The sequence below is a fragment of the Chlamydiales bacterium genome (assembly GCA_031292375.1).
Taxonomy (GTDB): Bacteria; Chlamydiota; Chlamydiia; order Chlamydiales; family VFKH01; genus JARLHF01.
Window position 1 is genome coordinate 67,388 of the sequence record JARLHF010000004.1, and the last position, 12,762, is coordinate 80,149.

General features: G+C 38.0%; 12 protein-coding genes. 2 read left to right on the plus strand and 10 right to left on the minus strand.

The annotated features are described in order from the left end of the window. Positions 1–2: 2 nt before the first annotated feature. From P4L16_01050 to P4L16_01090, 9 genes are all read right to left on the minus strand, one after another. Entirely contained in the window at positions 3–938 is a 936-nt protein-coding gene (locus P4L16_01050) for a hypothetical protein (GenBank protein MDR3623709.1), read from the minus strand. 13 nt (positions 939–951) lie between these two features. Further along, positions 952–2,298 carry a UDP-N-acetylmuramate--L-alanine ligase gene (gene murC / locus P4L16_01055; protein ID MDR3623710.1) on the minus strand — a complete coding sequence of 449 codons (1,347 nt, stop codon included), beginning with the start codon at positions 2,296–2,298 and terminating at the stop codon, positions 952–954. Further along, positions 2,298–3,413 carry a UDP-N-acetylglucosamine--N-acetylmuramyl-(pentapeptide) pyrophosphoryl-undecaprenol N-acetylglucosamine transferase gene (locus tag P4L16_01060; GenBank protein ID MDR3623711.1) on the minus strand — a complete coding sequence of 372 codons (1,116 nt, stop codon included), beginning with the start codon at positions 3,411–3,413 and terminating at the stop codon, positions 2,298–2,300. Before P4L16_01060 ends, murC begins: the two co-directional genes overlap by 1 nt. After that, positions 3,410–4,528: a putative peptidoglycan glycosyltransferase FtsW gene (locus tag P4L16_01065; protein MDR3623712.1), complete on the minus strand. Its 1,119-nt coding sequence runs from the start codon at positions 4,526–4,528 to the stop codon at positions 3,410–3,412. The genes P4L16_01060 and P4L16_01065 overlap by 4 nt, the downstream gene beginning before the upstream one ends. Before the next feature lie 17 nt (positions 4,529–4,545). Continuing rightward, entirely contained in the window at positions 4,546–5,334 is a 789-nt protein-coding gene (locus P4L16_01070) for a LysM peptidoglycan-binding domain-containing protein (GenBank protein MDR3623713.1), read from the minus strand. Continuing rightward, the gene (gene murD / locus P4L16_01075) at positions 5,331–6,677 is read right to left on the minus strand and encodes a UDP-N-acetylmuramoyl-L-alanine--D-glutamate ligase (protein ID MDR3623714.1); all 1,347 of its coding nucleotides are present in this window, start codon (positions 6,675–6,677) and stop codon (positions 5,331–5,333) included. Before murD ends, P4L16_01070 begins: the two co-directional genes overlap by 4 nt. Positions 6,678–6,685: 8 nt before the next feature. Then, positions 6,686–7,933, minus strand: coding sequence for a phospho-N-acetylmuramoyl-pentapeptide-transferase (gene mraY, locus P4L16_01080; protein ID MDR3623715.1), 1,248 nt, complete (start codon positions 7,931–7,933; stop codon positions 6,686–6,688). Further along, positions 7,934–9,271, minus strand: a complete 1,338-nt coding sequence (gene murF, locus P4L16_01085) for a UDP-N-acetylmuramoyl-tripeptide--D-alanyl-D-alanine ligase (GenBank protein MDR3623716.1) — start codon at positions 9,269–9,271, stop codon at positions 7,934–7,936. It lies immediately after the preceding gene. 129 nt (positions 9,272–9,400) lie between these two features. Then, positions 9,401–9,943, minus strand: a complete 543-nt coding sequence (locus P4L16_01090) for a hypothetical protein (GenBank protein ID MDR3623717.1) — start codon at positions 9,941–9,943, stop codon at positions 9,401–9,403. 118 nt (positions 9,944–10,061) lie between these two features. Here P4L16_01090 and P4L16_01095 point away from each other — a divergent pair, with 118 nt between their 5' ends. Continuing rightward, positions 10,062–10,394, plus strand: coding sequence for an STAS domain-containing protein (locus tag P4L16_01095; protein MDR3623718.1), 333 nt, complete (start codon positions 10,062–10,064; stop codon positions 10,392–10,394). A 9-nt stretch (positions 10,395–10,403) separates the two neighbouring features. Next, positions 10,404–11,438 (plus strand): tRNA (adenosine(37)-N6)-dimethylallyltransferase MiaA, encoded by a 1,035-nt coding sequence (gene miaA, locus P4L16_01100; GenBank protein MDR3623719.1) that lies wholly within the window; start codon positions 10,404–10,406, stop codon positions 11,436–11,438. Here the strand turns inward: miaA and mqnC are convergent. Continuing rightward, a complete protein-coding gene (mqnC, locus tag P4L16_01105) occupies positions 11,416–12,537 on the minus strand; it encodes a cyclic dehypoxanthinyl futalosine synthase (protein MDR3623720.1) in 1,122 nt (373 codons plus the stop codon). The two genes, miaA and mqnC, sit on opposite strands and share 23 nt — an antisense overlap. Positions 12,538–12,762 lie beyond the last annotated feature (225 nt).

Genomic DNA, 12,762 nt, shown 5'->3' on the forward strand with positions numbered 1-12,762 from the left:
CCTCAATACTTAATGTAGGCAAGTTCTGGAATACGCAAATCAATAATTAAGGCAGGCCCCCTTACATATGTCTCATTTGCATGGTTCTTCATTGACAAAAGAGCATCATCTATAAGTTTTTCCCTTAATAAAAGATACTTCTGCATGTCTTGGAGATACTCTTCTGTATTTAAGCGCAAAATACGAGGAAACACGTAAGTTACAACACCCTTTTCTTCTTGTCTATGAAGCACATCCTCAATTACAAATACAACTTGTCTTTGTCCATAGAGCTCAGAATAGGCAGAAGATGCATCTACTCGCAAAAGCCTAAACTGCTCTTGAAATTCAGGGGAAGAAAATTCTTTTACAAGTTTTATAGAAAATTGCGCTTCTTTTGTGTTCAATGGAGCATTCCAAGAACCACCAACACGTCCAAACTCATCTTCTTGCATACCAAAAGGCAAAAGACCCAAATAAATTTCTGGCAATTTTTTAGGAGAAAAAAAAGGACGAAGTGGAAAAATATACCCTTCTTGATCCATACCTACATTTTCATAATCATAAAGAGTACAAATAGGCTCTCGCACAGTATAATCAACATAAACAGTTCCTGGGATAAGTTTTTTAACATTAGCCTGTTTGATTACAGGGCTTGTTAAAAGGGCATAAGCAGCTTTTTTTTCATTAAACTCTATCAAATTAGTTTTGTAATCTGTTGACAATCCCATTAATTCTGCAAGATAACTTGTATTTAAAACTTCTTTCTCAGGACCCGTTTGTAATATAGCAACAATTGTATACCTATCATCTTGGATTCTCATTTTATGAACATATTGAAGAACAAGAAAAGTTCCCCATGTGCATCCTAGCACAAAAATTATAGAACAAAAAATCCAAAGCCACGCCTTCCAAAGAGGCAGTTTTTCTTCAAGTTTTTTAGAAAAGGCTATTCTCATAAATTATGCTTCCTCAACGAGAAAAATGCTCTCCAAGCTCTGCACTAATTTTATTGATGTCACCAGCATTTAATGTGATCACAACATCATGAGGACGAATAGTTGCAAGAAGTGTGAGCTTTAAATCCTTCTTTGGAATAAATCTACAAGGAACAGAAGACTTCTCTTGAATTTTCTTAACTACTGCTTCTGCGTTAATTCCTGGAATAGGAGTTTCAAACGCTCCATAAAGATCTGTGACGATGACCTCATCAGCCTCATTAAATGCATCTCCAAACTGATCTAAACAGTGCTCTGTTCGACTATAGCGATGCGGTTGAAAGACAGCTATCAATCTATTGCTTCCAATTGCCTTGCGCACACCATTGAGAGTTGTGCCTATTTCAGTTGGATGATGCGCATAATCATCTAATATCGTCACATTATTTTTATCACATTTTTTTTCACAACGCCTTCCAACGCCACCAAAATTCTTAAAAGCATCTCTAATAACAGCTTCAGAAACCCCTAAACAAAGCGCCATCCCAAAAACTGCAAGCGCATTCGATGCTTGATGCCGTCCTACAAGAGAAAGTTCGACATCCACATATTTCTTTCCTCTAAACTGTACATCAAAAAAACATGTCCAACCCTCTTGTCGGTAATTCAACCCCAAAAGCTCTGCATTGCTTTTGAAGCCATAGGATATGCCTTTTTCTGCAAACGTTAAAAGAGTTGCATCATCCCTGCACCAAAAGAGGAAATCTTCTTCTTGAACATTTTCCATAAATTGCAAAAAAGCATTTCTTAAATTCATTTTGGAGCCGTAATGATCCATATGATCATCATCAATATTCGTAACAATTGCACCAAAAGTCGGATACTTTAAAAATGAGGCGTCACTTTCATCTGCTTCTACTACAAAATATTCTCCCTTACCATATCCACCATTCATTTCTTCTTCTAAAAGTATTCCACCAATAGCATACGCTGGATCAAGAAGAGCTTTTTTTAAAACGCTTGTAAGAAGAGAAGAGGTTGTCGTCTTACCATGGGTACCTGTAACAGAAAGAGTTTTGTATGATCTACCAATCATTTTTAACAAATCAGAGCGATGTAGAATTTTACAATTTAACAGAAGTGCTTCTGCAAATTCTGGATGATCTTTATTGATCATAGAATTATACACAACAGTTGCCCCCTTTTGCACATGCCCTTTTGCATGGCCAATATGAACATGCGCGCCTTCCAAAGTAAGAGCTTCAATAATGGAAGATTGCGCTACATCACTTCCCGTAACTTTAATTTTCTGACTTAACAATATACGTGCAAGCGCACTCATACCAATGCCGCCAATGCCAATGAAGTGAAAATGCTGCATTACTTACCTGCCTTTTCTACTATCCTCTGTACAATCGATGCAAGTTCTTCTCTTGAAGTATTCTCTTTATACACTTGAATATGCTTTTTCATATTTTTAATTAACGCTTTATCATCGCAAAAAAATGAGATTACTTTATCAGCAATTATCTGAGAAGATGCCTTTGACTCTAATAGCTTCATTCCACCCTTTATATTCCACATCATGTAATCAGCGTTTTTATTTTGATGGTTATCTGCAGCTGTTGGATAAGGAATTAAAATTCCAGGCACTTCCATAGCTATTTGCTCTGCAATGGTACTAGCACCAGCTCGCGTGATGCTCATGTCAGCTATTTGCCACGCAAGATCAAGCCTTGGCTCAAATTCTTTGATCACAGCAGAAATTCCATGTCTCTTATAAAAAACCTCTAATTCTTCTGTCCATTTTAAAGAGCCTGTAAAATGGATCACCTGAAATGAAGGAAGTCTTTCTTTTACCCTTAAAAAGGCATCTTTCATAAGCTTGTTAATATAAAGAGCCCCTTGAGAGCCACCAAAGACAAGTATTGTATGTTTGTTTGAATCCAGATTAAAATAATGATAAGCTCTCTCCTTAGATTGAGAACCCATCACAAATTCTTCTCGCAGCGGATGAGAAACCAAGTGTTTATAACCCCTCAAATGAGAAAATGCATCTGGAAAGTGCGTTGCTGTAACATCTGCAAAACTCGACAATAAACGAACAACCTTTCCAGGTACAGTATCTGCAGCATATAGAACAATCGGGATCGAGCGAATAACAGCTGCAAGCATCATAGGAAGAGTATGAAAACTTCCAAAACCCACAATAACTTGCGGAGAGAACTGATCTATTAATTTCTTACCCTCTCTAATACCTTGAACTATCTGGGCACAATTCATCAAAGAGGAAATAGGAGACCTTAAAGACAATTTTGGTCCTACAATATCCCTTTTTGGATAGCATGTATGCTCTAAATACGTATTTTTACTAAGCCCGCTTCCAGCAAAAAGTATATCTGTCTCTGCATCTCTCTTTTGCAATTGCTGCGCAAGAGCATGTGCTGGAATGACATGACCACCACTGCCCCCAACTGCAATCAATATTTTTTTCATATAGCTTCTCTCTTAATCTGAATTCTTTTTTTTTCGAGCGCAACAGATGAAATCTGAAGTAAAAGTGTAACCGCTGCAATATTTACCCATAGGGAACTTCCCCCTTGGCTAAAAAATGGCAAATTTAATCCTGTGCTTGGAAGTAATCCTGAAACAACTCCAAAGTTCATAAATGCTTGGATGGATATTAAAAAAGTCATTGCAACAGCAACATAACACCCTGCCACGTCTATAGCCTGAAGTGCAATATAAAAGCCTAAATAAGTAATGCTCATATACACAAAAATAAGTGTTACAACGCCCAAAAAACCAAATTCTTCAGCAAAAATAGCCACAATATAGTCATTTTGGGCCTCTGGTAAATAATTCAACTTTTGCAAACCCTCTCCAGGCCCTCTTCCGTACAATCCTCCAGAACCTACTGCAATTTTAGCTTGATAAGGCTGATGCCCCCTTCCTTTCAAATCAAGCTCTGGATGCATGTATACCTCTAGTCTTTTTGCAACATAAGGGACATGATAAGCTGCAGTCATCCCTATCACCATCAAAATACCCATAGGCAGCGCCCAGTAGCGAAACTTTACACCTGTGATTGCAAGCAAGACTAGCATTGTTAAGCCAATGATCCCAGTTGTTCTATTATCTGGCTCTACAAGAATCAAAATCATAGGCACAGCAATTACGCCTATGATTTTTAAAAACTGCTTTAAGCTAATCTGTGATACGCCTAATTTAAGTAACTCAGAAATATAGTAAATCGGAATTAAGTATTTTACAAACTCCGATGGCTGAATAGAGAGCCCAGCAATTGAAACCCATCTGCGCGCGCCATTAGCATTTACTCCGATACCTGGAATGAATACAAGAACGAGTAAAAGAGTAAAAAAACAAAGAAGAGGAAATGCGAGCGATAAGATTTTATGATAACCTACTTTCCATACAAGCACGCCCAACAAACAACCAAAGAGTGCAAAAATCACTTGCTTAATTGTTGGAAGATAGATGTTCTTGTTTAAGCCCAGATCAATTATTTCTGCCGAAGATGTATCAAACACCATGATAAGTCCTACGACGAAAGCAAAAAACACAAAACCTATAAGAAAATAACGCACCATAAATATACACAAACAAGTTACTGAATGCGAATTTTATCACCAGGCTTTAATTTGCGAGCCTTATCTTCATTCAAATTATTAAGTCGCAACAAATCTTCAAGCTTTACATTATTTTTGTTAGCAATAAGCCACGGATTATCACCGCTTTTTACGGTGTAGTACTTGGGAGTTGCTTGGCTCTTCTGTGTAGAGGCACTTGCCTTTTTTTGGTTAGGCCCATTTGTAGTCGCGTTTGTTTGCTTTGCAGAAGTTTTTGTAGCTTCTTTTACGGGCACCTTTAAGACTTGTCCTATTTTTAAAGAAATGCTTGCAAGTTGATTTGCAGTCATAATCTCTTGTACTGTGGAATTATTTGCTTTTGCTATACGATCTAGAGAGTCACCCTTCTTTACAGTGACTTGGATAAAATCAGCTTTTGGCTGCGGCTTAGAATCTGCATTAATTGCAACCATACTAGGTTTAGAAGGAACACTTTCTTCTGCTTGCTTTTCTAAAACAGGCTCTTGCACTTGTAACGGTGCACTCTGATAAGTAATCGAATCCCCAGCATGCTCTGAAATGCGCTCTCCTGGCTTTATATTCCATTCACTTAAAACCAAATCCACCTCATCAGCAGCTTGTATAGGCGGTAATATATTCTCTTTTGGAATAACAGGTTCAATTTTCGCTGCAACTTGCTCTGAAGAAGAAATTTCTTGTCTTTCAGCTTCTGACTCATCTTTTGAAGGTATCGCTGTAGCAAATAAAACAAGCAATATACCCGCATTGATCAATACAGCAATAATAATTGTATCTCTACGACTCATATCGATTCCTCTGTGAGTGCCCAAACACATTTTTTAAACTCATCACCTCGATGAGCATAATCTCGAAACATATCAAAACTAGAGCAGCCAGGAGAAAGCACTACAGCATCTCCTTTACTACACAAGCTAGTACCATGATGCACAGCTTCGCTAAGAGTAGAACAAATCTGTACAGCAATGCTTTCAGACAACTCTTCATGAAGAAGATTTGCTGCCTGCCCAATTGCACATACAGCCTTAACCTTGCCCTTAAAGGTATGAAGCCACGCTTTATAAGATGCTCCCTTATGAACACCCCCAGCAATTAAAACAATGGGCGCATCTATGGATTCTACTGCTCTTACAACAGCATCTAGGTTTGTACCTTTACTATCATCGTAATAACTAACTCCATTTATCTCTCCTACAAACTCTACTCGATGTGCCGGCTTTTTAAAAGTAGAAAAGTGCTTTTCGAAATCTTTATCACTAACACCAAGCTCTTTACAAAGAAGATAAGCTGCCATAAAGTTTTCAACATCATGGCTCATTTTACCTCGATACTCTTGTGGTAAACTAACAGCTTTCTTACCCTGTATGTACAGCGCTTCTTGATCTGAAAAAATAAATGATGCAGGACTATAACCAAATGTTCTAAAGAAATGCAAGTCTTGTTTCCAATTCTTTGCAACTAATTCATGCACATATAATTGCGTATTCTGTTTTAAACAATTTTGAATTGATAACTTAGCTTTTACATAAGCTTCCATAGTGGAATAACGATCTAAATGATCTGGCGTAATATTAAGAATAACGGCGCAATCTAAAACAGGAGTATGCATTGTTTCTAACTGATAAGAGCTCAGCTCTGCAACAATCACCTCATCTTGAATATCCAAGATAGAAGAACAAAGCGCTGTACCTACATTTCCAAGCGCTTTGGCTGCAACTTTTGATTCATTGAGAATATGATTTACAAGTAATGTAACTGTCGTTTTCCCATTTGTCCCTGTAATACCGATCCATCTATTATTCGTAAGAGCCCTGCAAGCAAGCTCAACTTCTCCGATAACTTCTTTTTTAAAGAGAATAGCTTCTTGGCAAATAAAATTTGTCAAAGCAACGCCAGGAGATACAACAACAAAGTCGACAGACTCCCATGCAATCCTCTTCTTTTGATTTTTTAAATCCTCTTCACCTATTAGCTCAAGACCTCTTTTTAACAAAAGCTGTGTTTCTGCTTGCTGTTCCAATACTTTTTTTTGAAGGTCTACTCCAATCACATGAAAACCCAAATGAAGTAAATAGGAACTTGCAGATCTTCCACTTATACCCATACCTACAACAAGAACAGATCTACCCACAATTTTCCTTACTGAAATTTTAAAGAAGCAACGCCAACAATTGCTAAAAGTAGCCCAATAATCCAAAAGCGGATGACAACTTTTGTTTCAGCCCATCCCTTATATTCAAAGTGATGGTGTAATGGCGAGCATAAAAAAATCCTTTTTTTATTACGCAATTTATAACTTCCAACTTGCAAAATCACAGATAAAGCCTCCGCTACAAATATTCCCCCAATAATCACAAGGAGCACTTCTCTGCCAAGCAAAACTGCTGAAACCCCAATAATTGCACCAAGAGACAAAGAGCCTGTATCTCCCATAAACACCTGAGCTGGGTATCCATTGTACCACAAAAAACCAAGACACGCACCCACAAGAGCTGAAAGATAAATAGCTATCTCACCACTACCTTCTATGTATAGAATATTCAAGTAACTAGCCAAATCTATATTGTTAGATATAAAGGCTATTAATGCAAGACTTGCAGCCACAAGCAAAACAGAGCCCGCTGCAAGCCCATCCAAACCATCTGTCAGGTTAACAGCATTAGATGAACCTGTTACAACAACCACGATAAAAATTCCCATTAAAAATAAGCCTACCCCTGTAAAGGAAAAGAGAGGCTCTTTTATAAAGGGAATATAGATCCTTGAAATGTATTCTCTTGTAGTAAGGGTATGTGTCTTTAAGGACTTTTCAATATGGTTACTTTTTTCCATGTCTAATTGAACAGATTTTTTAGCAACCACTTCTTTTGCAAAAGGAGGCTCAAACCACGACCCCACCTGTATGCTTGAAGTAGCAAAGGGACAAAGTAGATAAAGCGCAAGCAAACTAGAAAAAGCAACTTGGTAAATAAACTTTCTTCTCGATGCAAGACCTTTTGAATTTTTATATTTTAGCTTCAAATAATCATCTCTTGCACCCAATGCTCCAATAAAAAGCGTTGTAAGAAATAATATGAGCGTAAATGAATAAGACCAATTCATCCACAAAAACATAGCAACAAGCATTGCAAACAAGATAAGAACCCCACCCATAGTCGGGGTATCTTTCTTTTTCTCATGTAGTTCACCAAGTAATGGACACTCTTCCATACGGATGGGCTGGCCAATTTTCAATTCATACAGCTTTCGAATAAACCTTGGACCAAAAAAAATACTAATCACAAGTGTTGTGATGGTAGCAAGAATGATTCTGGTAGAGTAATACTCAAAAACCCCAGGAACCTTTATGCCCAATGATTTTAAAAAATCGAGAATAAAAAAAATCATTCAATCCATCTCTTCTATAAGTGAATCTAAGCCATGAGATCGAGATCCTTTAATCAAGACAACATCTCCTGGCTCTATGGAGGCTTTTAAGCGCATGATAAGATCTTCTTTGTTTTCAGCAAAAACAATGGTCTTCTTTGCAAGATCCCAATATTCTTGCATAACCTGGCAGCCATCTCCCAAGCAGAAAAGTTGATCAACATACTGCAACGCATACTTTCCAACCACTCTATGAGCACTTTCCGAAAACTTTCCAAGTTCTTTCATATCTCCGAGCACTGCAATTTTCTTTTTACCAGGATGCGGCTTTGGCAGGGACGAAAGGGCTGCACATACAGACTGCTCACTTGCGTTATATGCATCATTGATAAAAGTAATACCTTTTTTTTCTATGCGTTCCAAACGATTATGAGGTAATCTTAAATTTTCTGAAGCCATCTTAATTTCTTCATAACTCACAAGACACTCCCTTGCTACGACAACTGCTGCAAGATAGTTTTGTAAATTATGATCTCCCATAATGCTCCAAGGAATACTTATGCATTTTTTTTGCTTGTAGTATATATGTGCGCGATCTTCTTCTTTTTTAATATAATGATCCGCATTCTTGTCATTACAAGAGAATGTACGCTTTATACAAGCACCACTTTTACACACATCCTGTACAAAAGGCATGCTCTTATTTACAATGCCTACTTTCGTTGCAGGATGTGAAAGAATCTCAGCTTTTGAAATAGCTATTTGTTGTAGTGACTCAAAATTACAGGCATGAACATAGGCAACTGTTGTAATTACAGCAATATCTGGAGGCACCACCTGCACCAAGGACTTTAAATCACCCGGTTCACTCTGCCCCATTTCAACGACTAAAATGTCACACGGCTCTTGCATTCCAAGGATACTTAAAGGCACTCCAATGCGACTATTTGCATTCCCAGGAGTACATCCCACCTTATAGCGAGACCTTAAGAGGGTTGTTGTAAAATCTTTAGTAGTTGTTTTCCCAAGAGATCCGGTAATTCCCACAACTTTTGGACGATGAAAATGCAAATACCACTCTGCTAGCCTTTGCAAAGCCTTTAAAACATCAAAAACCTTTATCAAAGATAGTCCAAAATCATCTCCTGAATAATTAGAAGAGACAATAGCTGCTACAGCCCCTCTTTGAGAGACTTCTTGTAAAAAAGAATGTCCATCTTGTTTGCTTCCTGGAAGCGCAAAAAAAAGATCTTGTTTTTTTACTAATTTACTATTTACAGATACACCAAGGACTATTTTAGAATCATCAATCTTATAATTTAATAATTCACCAATAGATTTAACACTCAAAGGAAGCATACAAATAACTCAAAAACCAACTTTGCCGCAGTATACCGAAGGAAAAAGCTGTTTGCAAGTTATAATCTCATATTACGCATGAGTCACTTTAGAAAGTTTTTTTAAAGTTTTTTTTTGCGTAACATGGGATTATAATATCTGACGAGATTGAAAACAAAGAGCCATATAAGATCCAATACCATCACTCACAATATCATCATTCAAAGCTTTCTCCAACTTTCCTACAATCTTTCGCCCATTAAACGGATGATAAACTCCATACATCGCTCCAAGCTGAATCCCAAGGCAGATAAAAATATCCCTTACTGTATCAAGCAATTCATTCACTAAAACTTCAAAAAATTCAATAAACAAGCCCATTTTAAAATCAGTTTTATCATCCATGAATTGCTTTGCAAAATTCCAAAGCAAATCAAAAACAACTCCTGCAACGACATAGGCAAGTTTTATCATATGAACAAGCGCAAGCGCGCACGTTTTAACAGGGTTAAACGTTGCTATGGCAAAACACTTTAAACGAACAGTATCAACAGGGTCTACTCTATACGTCTCTTTATTTTTTCCATTTCCATCGACAACAATACCATCTTCTCGAACAATCCATTTGTTACCAAAATACTCCTCTTTGATAGAGGAGAGTGTGTGAAAAAATTGACCCATTATCTTATCCATATCTTTACCTCACTATAAAATCGTAGCTTTTTTACAAAAAAACAGTTTTCTTTTTCACGCAGAGCGCTATAATCGTTGCATATCAAACCATACTTTAACAAAATATTGAGGAAAAACAATGAATATTACTGAAGAAAAAAAAGGCGAAGTTGTCATTGTCCACCTTCAAGGCAGACTTGATGCTAACTCATCTCCAGCTATTGAATCCAAAATTAATGAGCTAACGCAAGCTGGCAGCTTAAAAATCCTCATCGACATGCACGATGTGGACTACTTAAGTAGCGCTGGAATGCGTGTTCTTCTATCCGTTACAAAAAAGCTTAAAAGTGTAAACGGTAAATTGGGAGTTTTTGCACTAACGGATGACGTCATGGATATCATCAAAATGGCAGGCTTTCACCAAATACTTTTTATCGCTCCATCAGAGGAAGAGGCTATAAAAGCACTCTAGGAAAATGCTGTGACAGATCTACAAGTATGTGAACAAGCTATTTTTGAAGAGATCTCATTCTCTTGTTTGCTGCCACTTAAAAAGAGAGACGATCACAGCCAAGGAGTGGGCAAAAAAAAAGTTATCCTCATTGCAGGACCTACAGGATCTGGAAAAACTGAGCTCTCTTTAATTCTTGCAGAATGCCTCAACAAGTGCGAAATCATCTCAACAGACTCCATGCAGGTCTATAGAGGCATGGATATTGGCACTGCAAAACCAAGCCTTCTTGAACAAGCATCTGTGCCTCATCACCTCATTGACATCCGTCACATTACTGAAACCTTTAATGTTGTAGACTTTTATTATGAAGCCCAAGAGTGCATCAAAGCAATCTTGTCAAGAGGGAATATCCCTATACTTGTTGGAGGTGCTGGATTTTATTTTCGTGCATTGCTTTACGGACCACCCAGTGGCCCTCCATCTATTCCTCAGGTAAGGTGCGCCCTTGAGCATGAGCTAAAAACAAAGGGTGTCGATGCTCTTTTTGAAAGACTTGCAAAATTAGATCCTACCTATACAGCTACAATTACAAGAGGAGATAAACATAAAATTATCAGAGCGCTAGAAATCATTACCCTCACAAGGGAGCAGGTGAGTTCTTTTTCTTGGAAAGAGAGAGCTCCCCCTTCTAACTATGATTACCGCTGCTGGTTTGTTTTTCGCCCACGAGACGTTCTTTACAAACGCATCGAAGATCGTTGTGAAAAGATGCTAGAATCTGGGCTGCTAGAAGAGGTTAAAGGCCTCATCCACGAAGGCCTCAAACAAAACCTTTCTGCATGCCAGGCAATTGGTTACAAGCAATGCCTAGATTTTTTAGACACCGCTCAAACAGAAGAGGAGTACAAAAAATTCGTTGCTGCCTTCAAGCAAGCTTCTCGTCGTTATGCAAAAAAACAATTCACCTGGTTTAAAAAAGAGGAGTCATTTCGCTGGCTCAACATTGACCTGCACGACTTTGAAACCGCCGCAGAAATCATCATCCGTGATTACTTAAAATAGGAACATAATCCTCTTCCTTGACTCTCTGCTCTTCAGGAATATCTACCTCAGAAATGTTCTCATAAGTTCTGATGGTTTTGTAAAAAGCATTACGCTGAATAGGCTCAAACCCTGCTTTTCGAATCATCTCAATAATGCCATTATGATCTGTCTTATTGATGAAATTAGCGGCTCTATGCACATTCTCTTCCATGTTAATCCCACCAAAATCATCTGCGCCATAAGAGAGGGCTTGCATTCCAATCTCTTTACCTTCTCCAAACCATGAAGCTGCAATATGATCAAAATTATCTAGATAAATGCGAGAGAAGGCAAGAATGCGAAAATAGGCATCTTTACCTGCCCAATTCTTTACTGTCCTGCGCAATAATGTACGATCTCTTTTGTAACTCCATGGTATAAAAGAAGAGAATCCAGAAATTTCATCCTGAGATGCACGTAAAACATCCAGATGTATCAAAATATCTTCTGGCTCCTCTACATGCCCATACATCATAGTGGCAGTCGTCCTAAACCCAATTTCATGAGCTGTCCTATGCACAAGCATCCATGCACCTGTCTCCATCTTTTTTGGAGAGATCTTCAAGCGCACCCTTTCAGATAAAATCTCAGCGCCCCCACCTGGTATGGTCCTTTGCCCTGCATCATAGAGAGCTTGCAAAACTTCTCTAACAGAACAATTAGAAACTTTTGCACAATTCCATATCTCTGGAGCAGAAAAAAAATGGGGGTGAATATCCGGATAGTGCTCTATCGCTGTTTTAACCAGAGACACATAATAATCCAATTTAAGGTCATCTGCAAGGCCACCTTGCAAAAGAACCGTTGTAAGGCCAGCCCTCCTTGCTCTTTCAAGATGTTGCATCACTTCTGCAACGCTCTTTTTATAAGCATCTTTTGCTCCTTCCTTCCTATAAAAAGCACAAAATGAGCAATCTGCATTACATACATTCGTATAATTAGGATTTGTATCGAGTACAAAAGAAACAAAAGATCCAGGATGTTTTTCTTGTCGCACAGCATTTGCCATCGCTTGCAACTCCTCAATAGGAGCCTCTTTAAAAATCCTCAGTCCTTCTTCAAAATCAAGCCTTTTCACCCTGCCTTCCCCCAAATCTTCCCATCTTAAGTTCGAAACTCTTATACTTTACCATACATTCTTTGTGAAGGGCTTTATACTCGGAGCCAGCAATTAGGAGTGGCGATGGATTTATAAGTGTTTTCTCGTCTAGTAGGCCAAATGAAGCGGAAACTAGAGATTAAAGTCACAAAAATCAACGTTATTTCAAATAATTATCAGTAATGTTAGCAAAAAAATAATAAA

Excerpts from the sequence above, each read along its gene's own strand:
- P4L16_01050 (MDR3623709.1), bottom strand. The coding sequence starts at position 938 with ATGAGAATAGCCTTTTCTAAAAAACTTGAAGAAAAACTGCCTCTTTGG.
- murC (MDR3623710.1), bottom strand. The coding sequence starts at position 2,298 with ATGCAGCATTTTCACTTCATTGGCATTGGCGGCATTGGTATGAGTGCG.
- P4L16_01060 (MDR3623711.1), bottom strand. The coding sequence starts at position 3,413 with ATGAAAAAAATATTGATTGCAGTTGGGGGCAGTGGTGGTCATGTCATT.
- P4L16_01065 (MDR3623712.1), bottom strand. The coding sequence starts at position 4,528 with ATGGTGCGTTATTTTCTTATAGGTTTTGTGTTTTTTGCTTTCGTCGTA.
- P4L16_01070 (MDR3623713.1), bottom strand. The coding sequence starts at position 5,334 with ATGAGTCGTAGAGATACAATTATTATTGCTGTATTGATCAATGCGGGT.
- mraY (MDR3623715.1), bottom strand. The coding sequence starts at position 7,933 with ATGATTTTTTTTATTCTCGATTTTTTAAAATCATTGGGCATAAAGGTT.
- murF (MDR3623716.1), bottom strand. The coding sequence starts at position 9,271 with ATGCTTCCTTTGAGTGTTAAATCTATTGGTGAATTATTAAATTATAAG.
- P4L16_01090 (MDR3623717.1), bottom strand. The coding sequence starts at position 9,943 with ATGGATAAGATAATGGGTCAATTTTTTCACACACTCTCCTCTATCAAA.
- P4L16_01095 (MDR3623718.1), top strand. The coding sequence starts at position 10,062 with ATGAATATTACTGAAGAAAAAAAAGGCGAAGTTGTCATTGTCCACCTT.